This is a genomic window from Collinsella sp. i05-0019-G5 (assembly GCF_042851345.1).
Taxonomy (GTDB): domain Bacteria; phylum Actinomycetota; class Coriobacteriia; order Coriobacteriales; family Coriobacteriaceae; genus Collinsella.
In genome coordinates, this window is the sequence record NZ_AP031421.1 from 744,057 (window position 1) to 763,510 (window position 19,454).

16 protein-coding genes are annotated in these 19,454 nt (G+C 60.9%); 5 read left to right on the forward strand and 11 right to left on the reverse strand.

Annotation, left to right across the window (positions count from 1 at the left end; all coding sequences use genetic code 11):
- Window positions 1-57: 57 nt before the first annotated feature.
- From ACGHIZ_RS03335 to ACGHIZ_RS03345, 3 genes are all read right to left on the reverse strand, one after another.
- Complete coding sequence (locus tag ACGHIZ_RS03335; protein ID WP_390449176.1) at window positions 58-2,739, reverse strand: DEAD/DEAH box helicase; 2,682 nt, start codon at window positions 2,737-2,739, stop codon at window positions 58-60.
- 310 nt (window positions 2,740-3,049) lie between these two features.
- Window positions 3,050-3,889 carry a tRNA (guanosine(46)-N(7))-methyltransferase TrmB gene (locus ACGHIZ_RS03340; protein ID WP_368141080.1) on the reverse strand — a complete coding sequence of 280 codons (840 nt, stop codon included), beginning with the start codon at window positions 3,887-3,889 and terminating at the stop codon, window positions 3,050-3,052.
- Between the two features lie 118 nt (window positions 3,890-4,007).
- Window positions 4,008-4,928 carry a hypothetical protein gene (locus ACGHIZ_RS03345; RefSeq protein WP_368155431.1) on the reverse strand — a complete coding sequence of 307 codons (921 nt, stop codon included), beginning with the start codon at window positions 4,926-4,928 and terminating at the stop codon, window positions 4,008-4,010.
- Window positions 4,929-5,147: 219 nt separating this feature from the next.
- Between ACGHIZ_RS03345 and ACGHIZ_RS03350 the strand changes: the two genes are divergently transcribed.
- The 4 genes from ACGHIZ_RS03350 (at window position 5,148) to ACGHIZ_RS03365 (ending at window position 9,646) form a co-directional block, all read left to right on the forward strand.
- Window positions 5,148-5,864, forward strand: a complete 717-nt coding sequence (locus ACGHIZ_RS03350) for a helix-turn-helix domain-containing protein (protein ID WP_196032178.1) — start codon at window positions 5,148-5,150, stop codon at window positions 5,862-5,864.
- A complete protein-coding gene (locus tag ACGHIZ_RS03355) occupies window positions 5,864-6,760 on the forward strand; it encodes a DUF4097 family beta strand repeat-containing protein (protein WP_368141082.1) in 897 nt (298 codons plus the stop codon). The genes ACGHIZ_RS03350 and ACGHIZ_RS03355 overlap by 1 nt, the downstream gene beginning before the upstream one ends.
- 99 nt (window positions 6,761-6,859) lie before the next feature.
- Window positions 6,860-8,767: an elongator complex protein 3 gene (locus tag ACGHIZ_RS03360; RefSeq protein WP_390449181.1), complete on the forward strand. Its 1,908-nt coding sequence runs from the start codon at window positions 6,860-6,862 to the stop codon at window positions 8,765-8,767.
- A complete protein-coding gene (locus ACGHIZ_RS03365; protein ID WP_368152546.1) occupies window positions 8,768-9,646 on the forward strand; it encodes a spermidine synthase in 879 nt (292 codons plus the stop codon).
- Window positions 9,647-9,672: 26 nt separating this feature from the next.
- Here ACGHIZ_RS03365 and ACGHIZ_RS03370 read toward each other — a convergent pair whose 3' ends face one another.
- The 5 genes from ACGHIZ_RS03370 to ACGHIZ_RS03390 form a co-directional block, all read right to left on the reverse strand.
- A complete protein-coding gene (locus tag ACGHIZ_RS03370) occupies window positions 9,673-12,117 on the reverse strand; it encodes a DEAD/DEAH box helicase (RefSeq protein ID WP_368141085.1) in 2,445 nt (814 codons plus the stop codon).
- 116 nt (window positions 12,118-12,233) lie between these two features.
- Entirely contained in the window at window positions 12,234-13,538 is a 1,305-nt protein-coding gene (locus tag ACGHIZ_RS03375) for an ATP-binding protein (protein WP_368141086.1), read from the reverse strand.
- A complete protein-coding gene (locus ACGHIZ_RS03380; protein WP_368141087.1) occupies window positions 13,531-15,291 on the reverse strand; it encodes a TerB N-terminal domain-containing protein in 1,761 nt (586 codons plus the stop codon). The genes ACGHIZ_RS03375 and ACGHIZ_RS03380 overlap by 8 nt, the downstream gene beginning before the upstream one ends.
- Before the next feature lie 88 nt (window positions 15,292-15,379).
- Window positions 15,380-16,165 (reverse strand): DUF554 domain-containing protein, encoded by a 786-nt coding sequence (locus ACGHIZ_RS03385; protein WP_346973581.1) that lies wholly within the window; start codon window positions 16,163-16,165, stop codon window positions 15,380-15,382.
- Between the two features lie 49 nt (window positions 16,166-16,214).
- Window positions 16,215-17,645: a hypothetical protein gene (locus ACGHIZ_RS03390; protein ID WP_368141088.1), complete on the reverse strand. Its 1,431-nt coding sequence runs from the start codon at window positions 17,643-17,645 to the stop codon at window positions 16,215-16,217.
- 39 nt (window positions 17,646-17,684) lie between these two features.
- Here ACGHIZ_RS03390 and ACGHIZ_RS03395 point away from each other — a divergent pair, with 39 nt between their 5' ends.
- On the forward strand, window positions 17,685-17,897 hold the full coding sequence (locus ACGHIZ_RS03395) for a hypothetical protein (RefSeq protein ID WP_390449188.1): 213 nt from the start codon (window positions 17,685-17,687) through the stop codon (window positions 17,895-17,897).
- Window positions 17,898-17,928: 31 nt separating this feature from the next.
- Here ACGHIZ_RS03395 and ACGHIZ_RS03400 read toward each other — a convergent pair whose 3' ends face one another.
- From ACGHIZ_RS03400 to ACGHIZ_RS03410, 3 genes are all read right to left on the reverse strand, one after another.
- The gene (locus ACGHIZ_RS03400) at window positions 17,929-18,528 is read right to left on the reverse strand and encodes a hypothetical protein (RefSeq protein WP_148332562.1); all 600 of its coding nucleotides are present in this window, start codon (window positions 18,526-18,528) and stop codon (window positions 17,929-17,931) included.
- Between the two features lie 90 nt (window positions 18,529-18,618).
- Window positions 18,619-19,128, reverse strand: a complete 510-nt coding sequence (locus ACGHIZ_RS03405) for a hypothetical protein (RefSeq protein ID WP_148332564.1) — start codon at window positions 19,126-19,128, stop codon at window positions 18,619-18,621.
- Complete coding sequence (locus tag ACGHIZ_RS03410; protein ID WP_148332566.1) at window positions 19,125-19,421, reverse strand: hypothetical protein; 297 nt, start codon at window positions 19,419-19,421, stop codon at window positions 19,125-19,127. Before ACGHIZ_RS03410 ends, ACGHIZ_RS03405 begins: the two co-directional genes overlap by 4 nt.
- Window positions 19,422-19,454 lie beyond the last annotated feature (33 nt).

A 19,454-nucleotide genomic window follows, 5' to 3' on the forward strand; every position in this document is an offset into this window, starting at 1 on the left:
CGGGGCCGCTGGCGATATTGCCAACGGCCCCGCTTCGTTTCGTTCCAGTATGTTCGGTTAGTCCTCGAGCAGGTCCTCGATAAAACCGACGCGGTAGTTTTTGAAGATGACCTCGCCGCCGTCTTGCGTGGCGTCCAGATCGACATCGCCCATGATGCCAAAGTCGTGGTCGCCTTCCTCGTCGGCAAAGATCTGATGCACGTGCCACACGTGCGCGGTCTTCTCATCGGACTCATCGATGGAAAACATCGCGGCACTGCGGGCATCTCCGTCGGTGAGGATCTCCTCGTGCTGTTCGTGGTAGGCATCGAGCGCCTTTTGCCAGCGGATCTCGCTCATGCCCCAGTCGTCGTCGAGTTCGCCCAGGTCGCGAACGTGCTCGCGAGCGGCAAGGGTTACGCGGCGGAAGAGCGCATTACGCACCAGCAGCGTGCAGCCGCGGCGGTCCGCCACGACCTCGTCGATGCCCTGCGGCGGCGCGGCGTCGAGGGCAGCCGGATTGCCGGCGTTCTCCCACTCGTCCACCAGGCTCGAGTCCACCGAGCGCACCACAAAGCCCAGCCACGAGATAATGTCGCGCAGGCGCTCGTCGCGCTTCTCAATGGGTACGGTGCGGTCAAGCGAACGGTAAGCCTCTGCCAGGTAGCGTAGCAAAATGCCCTCGGAGCGGGCGATGCCGAGCTTTTGGATATAGCCCTTAAAGTCGCTCGCGCTCTCCAGCATATCGCGCAGGACGCTCTTGGGAGAGAGCTGGTAGTCGTTTGCCCAGGGTACCTCCTGGCAGTACTTGTCAAAAGCGGCGTCGAGCAAATCCTCGAGCGGCTTTTCGTACGTGACGTCTTGAATGCGCTCCAGACGCTCCTCATATTCAATGCCGTCGGCCTTCATCTCGGCCATAGCGCGATCGCGTGCGGCGCGCTCCTGTGCGCGCAGCACCTGCTTGGGATCCTCGAGCGTTGCCTCGACCATCGAGATCAGGTCCATGGTATAGGTCTCGCTCTCGGGATCGAGCAGCTCCAATGCGGCAAGCAAGAACGGCGAGAGCGGCTGGTCGAGCGCAAAGTCCTCGGGCAGATCGACCGTCAGTGCATAGTCGATGTCCGGCGCGGCGTCAGTCGGGGCGTCGGGCGCGGGCGGCACCTCGGTGCGCACGACGACGCCGGAGTCGATGAGCGTGGCGAAGATTTCGTCGGCGCGAACCTCGAGCTTGGTCTTTTCCTCGGGGGTCTGCAGGCTTGTCTCGATGAGGTCGTGTACGCGGGCACGGGCATCGCCGCCCTGCTCGACCACGCTAATCACCATGGAGTGTGTGATGCGAAGGCGCGGCTTGAGCGTTTCGGGCTGCGTCTCGATCAGGCGCTCAAAGGTCTGCTTGTTCCAGGTGACAAAGCCCTCGGGGGCCTTCTTCTTTTTAATCTTACGGAGCTTTTTGGGGTCGTCGCCCGCTTTGGCCATAAGCTTGGCATTCTCGATCTCGTGCTCGGGTGCCTCGGCGATGACCATGCCCTCGGTATCGAAGCCCGAGCGGCCGGCGCGACCGGCAATCTGATGGAACTCGCGGGCGCGCAGGCGACGCATCTTGTAGCCATCGAACTTGGTGAGCGCGGTGAGCACCACGGTGTGGATGGGCACGTTGATACCGACGCCGAGTGTGTCGGTGCCGCAAATGACGGGCAGTAGGCCCTGCTGCGCCAGGCGTTCGACCAGTAGGCGATAGCGCGGCAGCATACCGGCGTGGTGCACGCCGACGCCGCAGCCAAGCAAACGCTTGAGGATCTTGCCGAAGGCCGTCGAGAAGCTCGTGCCCTTGGCCGCCTCCTTGATGGCCTCGCGCTGCTCCTTGCTGGCAATGCCAAAGTTGGCGAGCGACTGTGCCGTCGCAAGGGCGGCATCCTGGCTAAAGTGCACGATATAGAGCGGGGCCTCTCCGCCGCGCATCGCGAGCTCGACGGTGCCCTCGAGGGAGGTCGTCACGTAGTCGTAGCTCAGCGGCACGGGGCGTGGGGCATCGACGACCAGGTCGCAGGTAGCGCCGGTGTGTTCCTCGAGTGAGGCGGCGATGGCAGTGACATCGCCGAGCGTGGCGCTCATGAGCATGAATTGCGTGTGAGGCAGGGTGAGCAGTGGCACCTGCCAGGCCCAGCCGCGGTCGGGGTCGGCAAAATAGTGGAACTCGTCCATGGCGACGCAGCCCACGTCGGCGCCCTCGCCCTCGCGCAGTGCATCGTTGGCAAGGATTTCTGCCGTGCAGCAGATGACGGGCGCCTTGGTGTTGATATGCGTGTCGCCGGTGATCATGCCGACGTTATCGCGGCCGAGCACCTGCACAAGGTCGAAAAACTTTTCGCTGACCAGAGCCTTGATGGGGGCCGTGTAATAACAGCGCTTGCCCTGTGCCATGCCCATAAAGAGCATGCCTAGCGCGACAAGCGACTTGCCCGATCCGGTCGGTGTTCCCAAAATGACATGGTCACCGGCGGCTAGATCCATGAGGGCCTCTTCCTGGTGGTCCCACAGCTCAATACCGCGGTCGCTTGTCCATTCAAAGAAGCGTTCGAAGGCCTGATCGGGCGTGAGCCATGGTTCGGGCTCGCTACCATCCTCGGGCTCCCACCAGGTGGGGGAGAGCGCGCCGAGCGAGCCGAATTCGGCTTCGGTTCCCGTGCCGCCCGAGAACGAGCTGGCGGCGCCGGCGCCAGAAACGGTGCTGGCGGAAGTATCTGTCGTGGTCTGTGCCATGTGGTTGCTTTCTCTCGCCGTTTGTCCGCCAACTATTATGGCGTAGCAGCGGCGCGGGGTGCCAGCGCGCGAGAAAATGCAGGAAATGGGCGTTCTGCCCGGCCGTTTGGTGCGGTTGCCAGCTAAGTGAGTAGACTTTTTGCGATGTCGCGAGCACATGGCTTTTGCACAAGGGCTCTACCTGCGGTTTTATTTTTCGCTACGCGGGTTGTGCTTGGCTATTGCAAAAAAGTCTACTCACTTAGGCTTGAGGGTCGTTCGCCGGCGCCTATTCGCGCTTGTTTGCCGACGTCGCGACCATCAGAAGCCCCTAGGACTCTTGCGGCAGACGCTTCTTGCCCTTGCGGGCGCGGTTTTTAAAGTTCTCGACGGCCTCTTCCATGCCGAGGGGCACATAGGTAAGCTCATCGAGGTTATCGGGCAGGTAGCAGGCAAGGCTTTGCTCCTGCGCTCGGCCTGCTGCGAGTTGCTCTTCGGTAGGCTTCTCGCCGGGTGTGGCACAAATGCCGTAGGCGACAGCACCCATCTCGCGCGTGCGGCACTCGTACTCGGTCTCGGGATGCTCGGGATGGTCGCGGCGGACGTCGTCACTAACCCAAAGCGTGCCGTAGCCGGCCGCGGCAAACTGCCCCAGGGCGTAGTCGCGCAATGGCTTGCTGTCGGTTCGCAGCGTGACGGTGGCGCCGGCTGAAAAGAGCGGGCGATAGAGCATCAGATGGTCGACATGGACGAGTCGTTTTTTGGCGTACTTGGCCTTGGGCTGCGGCGTGGGAAAGTTAACGGTGATGGCATCGAGCTCGCCTGCGGCAAACAGCTGCGGCAGCGATGTGGCGCCTCGGGGCAGGACGAGTGCGTTGGTCAGTTCCTGCTCGCAGATTTTCTGTGCGGCATAGGCGATGCAGATGGGCTCCTGGTCCATACCGACAAAGAGCGTGTTCGGCTCGCGGGTGGCGCGCTCTACCAGGTACGTTCCCTTGCCACAGCCAAGATCCAGGTGAAGGTGTTCGAAGGGCTTGCTGCCAACTGGCGCGCAGGCCTCGCGCCAATCCCCGGCATATGCCTCGGGGTTCGTCTCAATCGCATCGGCGTAGCGCTCCAAGCGCTCCTCGAGCACAAAGTTCTTAGGCGTGCGAACGTGGACGGCTCCCATGAGGCTCCTTGGTCATAAGTATGGAACGCATAACTGCGCGTTCCGTCAATGGGTTGAAAAAAGGTGGGCATAGTTTGCCCGAAAGATGCGGTGCGGCTCGGCGGCGAGTCGTCGGTGCCTACAGACGCTTGAGAATCACATAGCGGTTGAGCTCGCCGCTACGACCGTCAGCATGGAAACGCTCAAGCTCGCGCACGGGGACCTCGCCGCTCTTGTAGAACGTACGCACGCCGCGCACCAGGTCGGTGATCTGCTGATCGTCAAAGTGATGACAATAGCGGTAGGCGTGGCGGTCGTTTTGCCAGCCAATGAGGTGGTCGCCGGCTTCAAACTGCACGGAATCGTAACCCTCAAACGGCGGGGTGAGCTCGGCGCGGGCTTCGGCTCGAACGGCCTTGCGCGCCATGCGCTCGTCGTTCATAAACTCCCAAAAGCTGATGGCGATGATGCCGCCTGGGCGCGTTTGCCGCACCAGGGCGTCGAGCACGCGTACGCGGTACTCGCACGACGGCACGTGGTGCATAAAGCCAAAGCAGACCGAGATATCGGCGAGCGGGGCGTCGAAAAGCACGTTGGGCGTCTCGGCGGGGTTGAGCTTCATGAGGGCGTCGAGCACGTCGAGTTCCTGGAAGTGCAGGTTGGGAATGCGCAGGGCGTGACCGTGCGCATCGATAGCCAAATCCTGACACGAGTCAACACCATAGAACTCAAACGGGCAGCTGGCATCTGCCGAGGGGTTTGCGCCGTCGACGCCCTTGGCGGCAAGTGCGCCGCCGGCGGCAAAGTTCTCGAATCGCATATTGCCGCAGGCAAGATCGAAGACGCGGACGGGATGCTCGATCGTGGCGACGTCGAGCTGTTCGAGCGCGATATCCATGGTGCGCACCCAGCCGGGCCACGGGGCCTGGCGCGTATCGGAAAAGGAAGCGGAGTGCTCGCGATAGAACGTATTGTTGAGCTGGATGAGCGATGAGGCGAAATCGCGGTTCACGGCGCGGAACTCCCTCCGTTGGCGGTGCGGAATAAACAGTACGACCATACTACCGTTAACGCCGCAACGGGGACAACCGAGCCGTGGGTCATTGCTTTGTTTGGACACATTTCCGCAGCTCATATGTGCCCGCAACCGCCGGTTGTCAAAAATCTCACTAGAATAGGTGGCATGCTTTTGGCGGTGGCGGATAGATTTTTAACTGTGCAAGGCGCCTTAAGAACAAAAACGGTCCGGCGGCACGGCTGGCATCACAAAGGAGGAACCATGAATGTAGAAACTGCGCAGCGGCTCGCCGACCTTCGCCGCAGCAAGGGCTTTAGCCAAGAAGGGCTGGCGCGAAAGCTGGGGCTGTCGCGCCAGGCGGTCAGTAAATGGGAGCGTGCGGAGAGCTCGCCCGATACCGAGAACCTGATCTCGCTCGCCAAGCTCTATGGTGTGAGTCTGGACGAGCTGCTCAATCCGAGCGATGAGATTGAGGACGATATCGAGTTTGAGAACGAGGACCGCGCTCGTCAGCGCGAGGCCGAGGCGGCAGAGCGCGCACGCACCCATGAGGCGGCGGCGCGCGCTACCGAGGCGGCAACGCAGGCGAGTGATGCTGCGGCCAAGGCGGCGCAAGCGGCAAGCTGGAGTGCGCAGGCCGCCAATGCCGCTACGGCGCAGGCGACGAGTGGCACCGCGGTTGGCTCGACTCCGGTGAAGGGCCCGTTCCAGTCGTTCCCGTATTGGGCCGTATGCTGGCTGCTGTTCTTTTTGCTGATGTTCCTGTTTGGTGCCGGCCCCTTTGCCGCGCTGATCTTCTTTACGATTCCCATCTATCACTGGGTAGCGCGTGCGCTCGATGGTGATTGGGCGCGCGGGGATATTCAGGTTGGTCCGGCACCGGCGGTCGCTAGGGCTCAGAATGTTTCCGCTCCGGTTGATACTGACGTGGCTACCGCGACTACCGCTGAGCCGATTGCCAAAGAGGGTGGTGAATGATGAAGCTTTCGCATGAATCCAAGGTGCGCTTGGGCATTGGCATAGGAGCGTTTGCGCTCATCATCGGACTTGTCTTTGGCACTTCGCGGCTATTGGCTCATTCCGATATGGTGCGTACGACCGGTATTCTATCTGGCCATTTGTCTGATTTTGGCGATATGTTTGACGATGACGATCTCTTGGACGACGGCAGCTATTCCGCTCGGCCTCAGCAACTTTCGAGCATGACTTTTGATGCCGATGAGTTCCGCTACCTCGATTTCGATATCAATGCGGCTTCGGTGGACGTCAAGGTTGTTGATGGCAACAAGGCTCGCGTTATCGAGCGGGGGCGCGTTGCCAAGGGTATGGATGCCTCCAAGGCCGCGACGCAAAACATCGCATCCGTCGAGGACTCGACGCTCAAGGTTTCCCAGTTTGGAAGTGATGACGGTAAGGCAATTGACCGCTCGGTTACGGTCGAGCTGCCGCGCCGTGTTGCCGAACATCTGAAGGGAGTCAACGCGCACGTGGGCTCGGGTGATCTGCAGATTGTCGGTGTCATCTGTGATGGTTTCGACCTTTTCCTGGGTGCGGGAGATGTAGAGTTTACGGGCAGCGTGACTGATGCGCTCAGCGCTGAGGTCGGTTCGGGCGATGTGACGTTCGAGCTCTATCAGGCCCCCGCGAAGTCGATGGACGTGAGTGTGGGCTCGGGCGATGTGGAGATGACGGTTCCGAACTCTACGGGCTTTAAGGCGAGCCTCACCTTGGGCAGCGGCGACTTCGAGAGCGATTTCCTTCCGCTTGGCTACGATGGCGAGACCATTTTGAATCTTGAATTCGATAACGGGGATAAGTCTGCTACGTATCGTTTTGAGGTCGGTTCGGGCGACATGTCGTTTGATTCGGAGTAGTGAGGCAGACGAAAGCCTAGGCGAAGATATAGACGCGCTGTTTGATGAAGGCGCCGAAGCCGAGAACGGCTCCGGCGCCTTTGCCTTTACAATGGGGGCATGGAACAGATTATCTTGAACATACTCGAGGCCCTGCGTCATGGCGAGAACGTGGACGACAAAGCGCTCGTCAAACTGATACATGCCGAGGCGCGCCGTGAGGGTGCCGACAAACGCGATTTGGCCAAGCGCCGTCTGCTGCCGTTTTACCAGCGGGTAAAACGTGAGGAGCCGGCTCGTTGGGCTGGGTGGAATGTCGATGCCGAGCTGGAACGTCGACTGCTGCAGGTGCTGCGTATGAAGCCTCGTCGCACGGCCTCGGGCGTGGCGACCATTACCGTCATCACCAAGCCCTGGCCGTGCTCGGGCGATTGCCTGTTTTGCCCCAACGATCTGCGCATGCCTAAAAGCTATCTGCATGCCGAGCCGGCGTGCGCCCGTGCGGAGCAAAACTGCTTCGACCCGTATCTGCAGGTGAGTGCCCGTTTGACGGCGCTTTCTCAAATGGGGCATGCGACCGATAAGATCGAGCTCATTGTGCTTGGCGGTACCTGGAGCGACTATCCGCAAGGGTATCAGGCATGGTTTATGTCGGAGCTCTTCCGTGCGCTCAATGACGATGCCGTGGCTGGTGTGGCGGCTAATCCCATGTTGGCGCGTCCGGGCATCAGCCGTGCCGAGGCGGGGCGCCTGCTCGATGACGCGCCCGCCGATGCGCTGCCGCCGGTGGTAGCGGAGCGCCGCGAGCGCTATCGGGCTGCCGGTATTGCGACCGACGAGGCCGAGCTCGCTACCGGCGTTGCCGACGAGCAAGGGCGTGTGGATGCTGCCGTGGGTGGCTATAACCGCGCGATGCGTCGTCTGTACGGTCCCGGTACGCCGTGGGGCCAGGTCGCCGAGTGGCAGACGGCCACGATGGAGGAGCTTGAACGTCAGCAGCGCATCAACGAGACGGCGAAGCATCGCGTGGTGGGCCTCGTTATCGAGACGCGTCCCGATGCCGTGACGCCACAGGCCCTCACGCTCATCCGCCGCCTGGGCTGCACCAAGATCCAGATGGGCATCCAGAGCCTCGACCAGCACCTGCTCGATATCAACGAGCGTCGCATTTCGGTGGCGCAGATTGAGCGGGCGTTTTCGCTTGCACGCCTGTTTGGCTTTAAGATCCACGCGCATTTTATGCTCAACTTGCTGGGCGCCACGCCCGAGGGGGACAAGCGTGACTACGAGTGCTTTATGACCGAGGGGGCCTTTATGCCCGACGAGGTCAAGGTCTACCCGTGTGCGCTCATCGAGGGCTCGCGTCTGGTGGGTTGCTATGAGCGCGGCGAGTGGCGTCCCTATACCGAGGAAGAGCTGCTCGATGTGCTGGCCGACGACATCGTGGTGACACCGGCGTTCTGCCGCATCAGTCGCATGATCCGCGACTTTAGCTCCGACGACATCATGGTGGGCAACAAGAAGCCCAACCTGCGCCAGCTCGTTGAGAACCGCCTGGCTGCTCGGGGTGATGGTGCGACGGTGCGTGAGATTCGCTATCGCGAGATCAGCACGGCGGGTGCCGACCTGGACGAGTTGACCCTTGACGAAGAAGTGGCGTACGAGACGCCGGTGACGCGCGAGCGCTTTTTGCAGTGGGTGACGCCGCAGGGCAAGATCGCGGGCTTTTTGCGGTTGTCGCTGCCCGATCGCGCTTTTGTTGCCGCACATGCGGACGAGTTGCCGACGATGCTGGACGAGGCGATGATTCGCGAGGTACACGTGTATGGCATGGCGGCGCGCGTGGGGGATCAAGGCCAGGCGGCCCAGCACCATGGATTGGGACGGTCGCTGGTGGAGCGTGCGTGCCATATTGCTCGGGACGCGGGCTATGCGCGCATCAACGTGATTAGCGCGATTGGCACACGCGAGTACTATCGCCATCTTGGATTTTATGACCATGGCCTTTATCTGCAAAAGGAGCTCTAGATGAACAAGCCGAGTGTTTCTGCCGGCGTCGTTGCCGGCGTTGCTCTGGGAGCCGCGGCGCTTGGTGCGGCTGCTGTCGCTGTTCGTGCTGCCTGTCTGCAGGTTGCGCGAACCCGCAATGGGTTGGCGCGTGTGAAACGCGTGCACAATGAGAGCGACGATGAGATTCGCGTCTTGGTGCAAGGCGGCGTCTACCAAAGCGCAAGCTACGTTGGCGAGCGTTGGGCGGAGCCGGTCTTTGCGTACTATCGCGCATTTGACGATGTGTTTGAGGCCGAGGACGCAATGCGTGATGCTTGCGGGCATGGTATCGACCGCATGCTTATGCTGGGCGGCGGCGGGTTTGCTTATCCTAAGTTCGCCCTGATGTCACACGCGGGCTTGCGCATGGACGTCATCGAGTATGACGGAGAGATTACGCGCCTGGCGCGCCGCTGGTTCTACCTGGACGAGCTGGAGCGCGCGGTGGGCGACCGCTTGCGGGTGATTACCGCTGAGGCTCGCTCGTATCTGGGTGTGACGAGCGTGGGCCATCGTCGCTACGATGTGGTCGTGAGTGATTGCTTTGGCGGTGCCGAGCCCGTACGCGAGCTGGCGACGGTTGAGGCGTTGCGTTTGGTGCGAGGCAGCCTGAACCCCGGGGGTATCTACGTTGCCAATATCGTGAGCGCGAACGAGGGGAGCGACGTGACGTTCCTGCGCGATTGCGCCGCCACGGCGCTCGAGGTGTTCGCCCACGCCTGGGTGGTCCCATGTGGCGATATGGAGTTCGGCGGCGAGGAGAACTACCTGCTCATCGCCAGCGACGGCGACTACGCCTTTGCCGAAGCCGTGCCCTTCGACGCTGAGTTCCTCGGCACCGTCCTTCACGACAAGTAAATCTCCCCGTCCCAAAAAGACTGGTCTTAGGCGTGGTCGCGCCAGCTGAGGACGCGCTGCTTCATACCCTCGATGTCGAGCACGCCTTCGGCAAAGCCCTTGCGCACGAGCTCTTCGGGAACGAACTCATCGTAACGATCAAAGTAAGGCACCTCGCCGGGATAGACGAGCTCGATGGGATCGAAGTCCTTCTCGGCCTCGGCGGCGAGCACCTCAAAGAACGTCTCCTCGTCGGCCTTCATCTTAAACTGCATAAAGTACGGGCGCGACGGATCGAGTCCGCGAAGGCCAAGCTCCGCGGCGCATTTAATCTTGAGCATGCGCTCGAGCGCCAAAAAGGCGTAGCTGCCCAACCAGGGGAAGAGCACCCAGGTGTCGCCACCCAGGTTGATGAGCGGCTTAGTTCCCGCGCCCGAAATCTCGGCGGTATGACGAGCCTGCGCCAAGCGAGCCCGTGCGTTACCCATAAGGTACGGATATGCTGCGTGCTCAGTGAGCGCTTGGCGCATGCGCTCGAGTACATGTGTGTTGATGTCACCGGGGCAGTCGCCAAAGTAGGCCGGCACACGGCCCTTGACCTGCGTGGCAAAGACGGTGTGACGCTTCCAGTCCACTTCTTCGACAATCCAGCAATGTCCGGCGATGGCGATGCGCTCACCGGGCGGTGGCGGGTTGACAATCGTGCCCAGCTCGGCCGATTCACTGCGAACGGTAAACTCCTCGTTTTCCTGGAACACAGCGTAGAACTTAAAGTTGTTAATGATGCGCTCGCCCGCGAGGCCCACGATCAGCCCGCCGCCCTCGGTGACCTGGATGTGGTCGATCTTGATGAGGTGGCGCAGCAGTACGCGATAGTCATCGGCTGAGACGCGGTGGAAATAACTGAGCGTGAGCACGCGTTGGGCAAGTTCGGCCGGCGTGAGCTCTCCGGTGCTGGCAAGCGTCGACATGGTCTGGTGATAGAGCAGACTGTAGGGGAGTCGATCGAGCTCGGGCGGCTCGACCCACTTCTCCTCGCGATAGAGTTGTACGAGCGCGATGCCCTGCAGGAGCTTCCACGGAATGGTCTCGGGCATCATCGTGCGCGGCTCGGGCTCTTCCTCGCGCATGACAAACCACATCTCGGGCGGAAGATCGCGGCGTCCCGTGCGCCCCATGCGCTGCAAAAAGGAGCTGACGGTAAACGGTGCATCGATCTGGAACGCGCGCTCCAGGCGACCGATGTCAATGCCGAGCTCCAGCGTGGAGGTGGTGACGGTTGTCTGTGCCTGTTCCTCGTCGCGCATGAGCTCCTCGGCGGTCTCGCGTAGCGATGCCGAGAGGTTGCCATGATGGATAAGGAAGCGGTCGGGCTCGTGCCGGCTTTCGCAGTAGCTGCGCAGCATGGAGCATACGGCCTCTGCCTCCTCGCGCGAGTTGGCAAAGACCAGGCACTTGCGGCCGCGGGTATGTTCAAAGATGTAGCTCATGCCGGGGTCGGCGTTGTCGGGTGCGGTGTCGGTGGGGTTGAGCAGTGCCTGTTCGGTTGCCTGCGGGATGTCGACTTCGCCCTCGGGGGCTGAGGAAGTGCGACTGTCCTTGGGGGCAGCCTTGCCCCGTGCCTGCTCGCGACGTTGGCGGCGTTCCTCCTGTGGGAGTTGCCCGCTAGGGCGCATGCCTTGGGTGCTGACGGGCAGTGCCGCGGGTGGTGCCGTCTCAATGCGCTCGCATGCGAGCACCTCAGCTTCCTGCGGACCTGTGCTCTCGAATCCTCGCTGCTGTGCCTGGGGACCCGAGTTGTAGAAGTGCTCCATGGAGATGCGCCACACGCGGCGCGGTTCCTCAAAACGGGGGATAACGCAGTCGCGTCCCGTTCCCTGTGAGAGAAAGGCACCCGTGCGTTCGGGGTCGCCGATGGTGGCCGAAAGGCCAATGCGACGGGGCTGCACGCCTGCCATGCGTGAGAGACGCTCGATAAGGCAGAGCGTCTGCCCGCCGCGGTCACCGCGCATGAGCGAGTGGACCTCGTCGATGACCACATAGCGCAGGTCGCAGAACATACGCGGGATTGCCATGTGCTTGTGGATCAGGAGTGCCTCGAGTGATTCGGGCGTAATCTGTAGGATACCGCTCGGCTTTTTGATGAGCTTTGCCTTGTGCGACTGCGAGACATCGCCGTGCCAGTGCCAGACGGGGATATCGGCCTCTTCGCACAGATCGTTGAGACGAACGAACTGGTCGTTGATGAGTGCCTTGAGGGGGCCAATATAGAGGGCGCCCACGCTCGCGGGCGGGTTCTCCCAAAACTCGGTCAGGATGGGAAAGAAGGCCGCCTCAGTTTTGCCTGATGCCGTGGATGCCGTCAGGAGCACATTGTCTTGCGTGTTGAAGATGGCATCTGCCGCCGCAACCTGGATGGAGCGCAGACTCTCCCAATCGTGGGAGTAAATGAAATCCTGGATAAACGGGGCATATCGGTCAAAAGCGTTCATGGGACCTCCTCTCATCAACGGGTCGATCAACGCAACGGGCAACGGCTCGATATCTTGCAACATCGGCGTTTGCCCAGATAAAACCTACCAAAATAAACCTGTCCCTTTTTGGCAGGCTAGATGGTGAATTCGGCGAAGTTGCGGTCGCCGTCTGCGGTGCCGGTGTCGCCTGTTGCGGCTGCCGGTGCCAACGCGTCGCCGCCGACGCTTTGCAGCAACTCGGCCACGTTGGCATCGGGGTTTTGACACAGGATATCGAGCAGCTCGATAAAGTCACGGATGACCTCACGCGGCGTCAAGTGCGTATCGGCTCCCACGCGGCCAAACTCAATCTTGAGGAAGTCCACCAAGTCGTTCTCGGTAAGCGTGGGCGTCCAGCCAAAGTAGCCGGCATGGATCTGCATGAGCTTTTCGATGAGCACCAGCAGCTCCTCGTAGGTGAGCGGCTGCAGGCGGATGATGGGCGCGAGCATGTCTTTGAGGTCATCGCGCGCAAAACGGCCCTGAGCGAGACGGCTCCGAAGGGCCTCGTAGGAAAAGACGCCGCGGCGGCGGTCTTCGATGGAGGTTGGCGTGCCGCCCATGATCATGCCCAGGTACTGCGCTTTGCCCTGGAGCGTGTCGTTGTACATGGTCAGGATCTTCTCGTAGTTATATTGGCGCGTGATCGCGTTGGGAATCTTGTACAGATTCACGAGCTCGTCGATGAGCACCAGCATGCCCTTGTAGCCGCTGCAGACCAAAAAGCGCGCAATGAGCTTAACGTAGTCGTACCAGTCGTCATCGCTGATGATGGTCGAGGAGCCTAGCTCGGCTCGCGCTTCGCTCTTGGTGCGGTATTCGCCGCGAATCCATTTGGTCACCCGACTCATAGCTTCTTCGTCGCCCTCGGATACTGCCGTGCGGTAGCGGCGGAGCATGCGGACGAAGTCGAAGCCGTGGACCATCTCTTCGAGTGGAGCGAGTTGGGCATTAACGGCAGTCTCGTCGGCGTCGGCACACGAGGCGACCCAGCGATCCAGGATAAGGTTGAGCGCGCCGCCCTCGGGGCGCGTCTTGGTCGATATGTTGCGGATGAGCTCGCGATAGGTAGCGAGGCCCTGGCCCTGGCCGCCCTGTAGGCGGCGCTCAGGGGAAAGGTCGGCATCGGCGACCACAAAGCCCTCGCCCATGGCATGCGTTCGGATGGTCTGGAGCAAAAAGCTCTTGCCGGCGCCGTAGCGACCGACTAGGAAACGGAAGCTTGCGCCGCCATCGGCGATGAGGCTCAGGTCGGTGAGCAGAGCACGGATCTCGACCTCTCGCCCCACGGTGATATAGGGAAGGCCGATGCGCGGGACAACGCCGCCCTTGAGCGAGTTGAGAATGACGGCGGCGACGCGCTTGGGCACGCGGGGTGCTGCGGATGCGGTATCACTCATGGTCTAGGTATCCTCTCACGTCTGCTTCGTAGTCCTCAATAATTTGCGGTCCTGCTGAGCCAAATTCAATAACGGTGTCGCCCACCAGGTCAAAGAGCGCCTCGTTGATGCTGTCGACGAGCATGTCCTCGCTCTGCTCCGATTGCACTACCGCCAATGTCGCTTGCGCTGCGTTTTGCTCGAGCAGCGCGCGAAGGAAGGCATCTGCGGCGGGCGCGAGTTCGGTTGCGGTGCCAGCGGGTGCAGTCGATACGACCGCTGGCGTCGGTGCGAGGAGCGGTGCCACGACGCCAAACTGTTCGGTGGAAATGGTTGGCTCGTCGGCTTTGTTGCGCTCCGTAGGCGCCGCGATCGGCTCGGCCATCACGTCGGTCGCAGGCTTGGCTTCCGGTTGCTCGGATTCCGCCGTATCGACCTCTGTGGGCACATCGTCCTCGCGCTCTTCGTCGATTAAAAGTGCTTCGCGCGTTTGCGCAGCGGCGCTCCGAATGTGCCCCAGCTGAGTCAGGTCGATATCGATCTTGACGGGCTGGTGTGCGGCGTCCCACGAAAGCCATGCCACAATCTCGTCATCGATAATCTTGGCCAGATATTTGGGGACCTTTTCTTCCTTAAGGGGATGGGCGGGGTCCAGCGCCAGGCGCAGGCGTTGGTCGCAGGCGCGCATCATTTCACCGAGCTTGCTGCTCTTTTGCCTACTACCATGGATACGCATACATTCCCAAAAGCCGTTTTGGCAACGGTAGATATGGATGGGATCCAGGCGGTATTCGCAGTCCTCGTGGCGCTCGGGCGCAAAGAATACGGCCGAGGCAAACATGGTGTAGGGCATGGCCGTCTCCTCCCCAAACAAGCTCGCTACGATGCCGGTCTTTCGGTGCGTGTCATAGTAGCGCGACATGCGGACATACACGGCGCATGCCACGTGGCGCAGATCGCGGTGGTGGCTGCGGTCGAGCCGCGAGTTACTTAGGTTGTACGTGGAGAGGGCGTTGATGGCGGCCATGAGTCGCTCCTCGCGCACCTCATCGGGCGGAAGGGGGAGCGTGGGCTCGGAGGTTTTGCGACGTTTGGGGGTCTGGTCGGACGGTGCCGGTGCCGGTACAAGGTCTCGTGCCGCGCGCCGCAGCTCGATAAGGGCGTTATCGAACATGACGGTTTTAGAATCACGAAGCAGCTTGGGGTCGAGCCCGTGGAACACGGCGTAGTCCTGCAACCACACGCGTGCAAACCGGTCGATGCCGGGCTCAAAGGCGCGGTAGGCATCCCAAAAGGCCTTGATCTTGTTAAAACCATCGAGCGGATTATCTACGCCGATGCCGCAAATCAGCTCATAGAGATACAGAAAGGCAAAGGACGTAGACGTTTCCTCGACGGTCCCGCGGCGCACTTGGGCGCGCCAGGTAAAGTAGCCGCGCAGCTGTCGGTCGCTCATGGCGTTGTAGGTGGGAAAGTACGACTTAAAGGTGCCGTTGTAGGGACAGTCGTCCTCAAAGTCGGCCATCAGCAGGCCCTGGCGGTAAAAAAGCTCGGCTTCCGAAAGCCAGCGGCCCGCACCGCCCTTGGGGTCATCCTGCCAACGCGATATCTCGCGCATTTTACGGTACTGGTCGGGGAGGAAATTCTGCATCTGTCGGCCGGTTTTGAGAATCGGCTCGTCTGCGTAGATTTCGTTTGAGAAGCGGGTGGACTGATGGGTCCGGGCCTCGGCCATAATGCGCTCGATGAGCATCTTGATGTCCTGGTCGGCCACCGCTTCTCCTCTCCTAACGCAGCTACGGTGACCTCATATCATAGCACAGCATCAAACAGATGTTCGAGATACCGCTGCGTTGATAGATTTAGAACAGGAGGGCGTAGATGACGGCGATGACGACGGAGGGGAGCATATTGGCCGTGCGGAAGGTCTGAGGACGGATGAGGTTGACGCCGACGCAGAAGATGAGCATGGAGCCTACGAGCGAAAGGCTGTCGAGGGCTGCCGTGGTCATGATGGGGGAGAGCGCGCCGGCAAACAACGTGATCGTCCCCTGGAACACGGCGACGGGCAGGGCGGAGAAAATGCAGCCGCGGCCAAGCGACGCCGTCATGGTGCAGACGATGATGCAGTCCAATGCGCCTTTCAAGGCAAGCGTTGACCAGTCACCGAGCAGACCGTCCTGAATCGAGCCCACGATGGCCATGGCGCCGATGCACACCGTGAGCGATGTCGAGACAAAGGCGTTGGTGAACTCGTTGTCACCCTCGCTGCCGGTTTTTCGCTTGAGCCATTCGCCAAGGTTCTCGATGGCGGCTTCCAAGTTGACGGCCTCGCCGATGAGCGAACCGAGCGCAAATGAGACGATGAGCATGGTGGTGCCGGTGGTCGCTAGCGCCTTCCCATCGATAAGGAGCATCTTTTGCATGGTGCCGCCAAGGCCGATAAACAGGACGCACAGCCCCGATGCTTTCATGAGCGTGTCTTGGATGCGCGGTGTGATGAAGCGGCCGCCCGCTAATCCCAAAAGACCGCCCGCAACTAAAAGCACAACGTTGATGATTGTTCCCAAGCCCGGCATGAGCCCTCCTGTATTGATGCCAACGTGGCAATCGTAGCAGAACGAAATGCGAGGCACATCGCGACTCATCTAATACGTTATATAAGTGGTGTTAGGAATGATGTGCAGCATTTAAGCCTCAGGTGGTTGTCGGGACATAGGGATAGTATTCAAAGCGCAGTGTCATAAGCCGCTGCGGGGATTCAATAGCCGCGGCGATGATATTGGCATCGCGGGCACGATCAAACCCTTCGAGTTCGATCTGATACGAGACGTCTTGCATAATGTCCAGACGTCGCCAAGCTAGGAGTGTGTCACCATCGAATTCCAAGGTCTTGCCTCCGTCTGGAGCAACGGCGTATAGACGCAGCTTGGCGGTGGTTGCAGGGTCGACAACCGTGACCTTTTTAATTTCGTTTCGAGTATTCTTGGCGCCCAACAAGGTGAGCAGTGTTGGGGCCACGACCTCGCCCGATGGCAAAAAGACGACTTCGATGGATTCAGGAAATGCGATGATAGCCGACTTGCGGACGGGCTGATTGGCGGCGGCAACTTCGATGTTCGCAGCGTCGATGACCTCCGTGTGGTCGAGCGCGGCAAGCACGCAGCAGTTACCTTCATCGATCTCTTGAGGATCAGCAAGCCCCAGACTGTCCGCGAACTCGGGATCGTTTGGATCGGCAGCGGGCCCATTCGGTGCTTCGAAAGAAGCTGGGACGCTGTTTGTCGGCGACGGCGTGTCGCCCGCACCTGCTTCTTTGTCCGCGCTCTCTTCTTGTATGGTTGCGTTGATGGGTTCGTCGTTTGAGGGGAGCGTCTTGGCGTCAAGCGCGGAAGGAAGAATTCCGATGGCTCCGGATCCGTTCCACTCCATTTCGAGAAGCGCCGGGTCGGCAAGAATGCGTTGCCTGCTTTGCGCGTGGGCATCGATTTCAATAGGGCCTGCCTCTATCCCTCGTGTAAGGCTGAGTGATCCGGCTGGCTTCTCGAAATGAGCGTCTGTGTCTTTGGTGCTGACGGCGTAGAACAGCAGGGACGCTTCTCCCGCCGCGATGGCATCGGTACCGGCTTTGGTCAGCCGCAACGATGCCGTGAATGAGAGGGTGGGCTGCGCATCATCTGCATTCGCGGCGGCGCAGCCCAGACATATACCGCCTCCTTTCTCAAAAAACGTACCGTCGAAGGCGACCTTCGCTCCGTTCGCCGAGTCATCGACCGAAGCGATGTCGATGCGCAGCTCTAAATTGCATGGATCGCCATCCGCATCGAGCACAACCGAGCGCCACGTGCAGACGGCGCACCCCGCCTGGGAGCCGTTTGCCTTGTTCGAACGCTTGATATCCACGACTATCGAGCCGTCCGTATTACGACGAAGGCATCCCGAGGTTGAGATTGCGGCTTGTGCGATCGAAAAACGCTTACACGCAATGGCGCTCGACGGATTTGGTGCGGAGCTTAGAGCTGCTGGTAAGGAGTCTGCCATGACGGGAGTCGCCCAAGCGGCGACGGGCGTTCCGGTTGCGAGCGCGCCGCAGAGTGCGACGACGGGCAAAAGGTTCTTTGATGCCATGGGGTCTCCTTAGCTAATTTAGTGCGGCCTGTCCGTGTTTTGTTTCTGGCTGCGTTTGATGTGCAGACCGAGGCCGGCGGTCCCCGCGCCTGCTGCTGTGGCGCCTGCTGCCAAGAGCCATCGTCTGTCGCCTGTCTGCGCCAACGGTTCCTCGCGGTCGCCGCGGTCGAGCTCCGAGAGGTCGACCGTCACTTGCGTGGCGGCCTGCGCCTGTTCTTGCTGGGCAAAGGCCATGGCTGGCCCAAACGCTAGGATGCTGACGGCGGCGGCCAGGGCGACAGCCTTATGCCGTGTGCGCACCGGGCTCGACCGTCCAGGTGATCGTTGCAACCTGATCGCCTTCGCCGGTTACGCGGAAGATGTCGCGCGTGACGCGGGCGACGTTTCCGCTTGTCTTGAGCTTAATTTTGTCCTTGCCGCCGGCAATGCCCTGGTAGCCCATGTCGAAGGCTGCATTCTTGGAAAGATCGAGGCCCGTCCCCTGCATTGCGGCGCTGGCGTTCTGGAGCGCGCCGTCGGGGCCAACCTTAAAGTCGATGGAGTTCTGTGCGGTTCCGGCTTTGGCGTCGGCAGCAATGGTCCAGGTGTTCATGGCGTCGATCTTCATGTTGGTGACATGGATGCCGTAGGCCGAATGATTGTCGATGGTGGTCGCGTCTTCTGAGGGGCCCTGAAGCGTGCCGTCGGCCTTGGCGACGAAGGGAATAACCGTCGGAACTTTGAACTCAACGTTGTCGATCTCGGTCCTGACCATTACTTTCGTGGTTCCAACGCGCCCGGCTGCCATAGCTGGCGTCGGGGCGGCGCCCATTGCGAGCGCGAGCGCGAGCCCTGCGCCCACGACGAGCGCTCTGGCTCCGTTCATGTTCCTGGTGATGTCCATGGTCGTTCCTTTCTATTCGCCGCGGGCCGTCCCCGCGATGATTGGACGAATGCTGGTGAATTGCGTGCGGTGCCGCGTCGGCCGGAAAAGCTAGTTCTCGGCTTGCTCAACCCGCACCTTGACACGTGTCGGATTGCCGTGGCTGTCGAGGGTCTTGGCATCGAGTGCCTGGATCTCGATGTACGCCTCGCCTTCTTTGATGTCGCCGGCGGGGCACGTTTCGATTGTCTTGCCGGTCTCGACCACACCGGATTCGTACATGGTCTCGTCGTTTTGGATGACGCGGAATCGCTGGGGAAATTTATTGTCTTGGACGTTTTGCACGTTGACGCGCAGCTTGCCGTCCTCCTGCAGCTGAGCGACCGGTGCGACCGAAATCGTCATCATGTTGTCGCGGACGATGGCGTCGAGCTCATCTTGGATTTCCTGACGCGTTTTGCCCTCGGCCGTCGTAACCGAAGCGCCCGCCTCGGGTACGGGCTGCGACTGCCAAGCGTATAGTCCTACGGCGACAAGGGCACAGACGATGGCCAAACAGGCAAGGATGAGCTTCTTGTGACGACCCAGGCCTGCAAAGTGGGGTGGCTTCTTCGCGCTCATGCGGCATCCTTGGCGGTATAGATGCGCGCAAAGGTGGACGGGTTCGCTCCAAAGAGCATGTGAAGCATCAGGCGGCGTGAGTAGACAAGCTCGTCGAAGTCGGGAGGGAGCTCGATGTCGTGGATATGCGCGATGCGGTGGGCGAGCGCCGAGAACGACTCGGGGTCGCAGATCACATCGGTGGTAACGTGGTAGACCGTCGTATCGGGGAATGCCTCTTCGTCGAAAGGCAGGAGATGGGGATCGTCGTCGACTTCGATGACGATGCCGTACTGGGGCCAGTAATATGCCATGGGAACCTCCCTGCTTCTGGGGCCAAAACTTCT

Bases quoted from the DNA above. Each gene is read 5' to 3' on its own strand.
- ACGHIZ_RS03390 (WP_368141088.1), bottom strand. From the start codon at position 17,645: ATGGCATCAAAGAACCTTTTGCCCGTCGTCGCACTCTGCGGCGCGCTC.
- ACGHIZ_RS03360 (WP_390449181.1), top strand. From the start codon at position 6,860: ATGGAACAGATTATCTTGAACATACTCGAGGCCCTGCGTCATGGCGAG.
- ACGHIZ_RS03410 (WP_148332566.1), bottom strand. From the start codon at position 19,421: ATGGCATATTACTGGCCCCAGTACGGCATCGTCATCGAAGTCGACGAC.
- ACGHIZ_RS03345 (WP_368155431.1), bottom strand. From the start codon at position 4,928: ATGGTCGTACTGTTTATTCCGCACCGCCAACGGAGGGAGTTCCGCGCC.
- ACGHIZ_RS03355 (WP_368141082.1), top strand. From the start codon at position 5,864: ATGAAGCTTTCGCATGAATCCAAGGTGCGCTTGGGCATTGGCATAGGA.
- ACGHIZ_RS03365 (WP_368152546.1), top strand. From the start codon at position 8,768: ATGAACAAGCCGAGTGTTTCTGCCGGCGTCGTTGCCGGCGTTGCTCTG.
- ACGHIZ_RS03350 (WP_196032178.1), top strand. From the start codon at position 5,148: ATGAATGTAGAAACTGCGCAGCGGCTCGCCGACCTTCGCCGCAGCAAG.
- ACGHIZ_RS03370 (WP_368141085.1), bottom strand. From the start codon at position 12,117: ATGAACGCTTTTGACCGATATGCCCCGTTTATCCAGGATTTCATTTAC.
- ACGHIZ_RS03405 (WP_148332564.1), bottom strand. From the start codon at position 19,128: ATGAGCGCGAAGAAGCCACCCCACTTTGCAGGCCTGGGTCGTCACAAG.
- ACGHIZ_RS03400 (WP_148332562.1), bottom strand. From the start codon at position 18,528: ATGGACATCACCAGGAACATGAACGGAGCCAGAGCGCTCGTCGTGGGC.
- ACGHIZ_RS03385 (WP_346973581.1), bottom strand. From the start codon at position 16,165: ATGAGTCGCGATGTGCCTCGCATTTCGTTCTGCTACGATTGCCACGTT.
- ACGHIZ_RS03335 (WP_390449176.1), bottom strand. From the start codon at position 2,739: ATGGCACAGACCACGACAGATACTTCCGCCAGCACCGTTTCTGGCGCC.
- ACGHIZ_RS03340 (WP_368141080.1), bottom strand. From the start codon at position 3,889: ATGGGAGCCGTCCACGTTCGCACGCCTAAGAACTTTGTGCTCGAGGAG.
- ACGHIZ_RS03375 (WP_368141086.1), bottom strand. From the start codon at position 13,538: ATGAGTGATACCGCATCCGCAGCACCCCGCGTGCCCAAGCGCGTCGCC.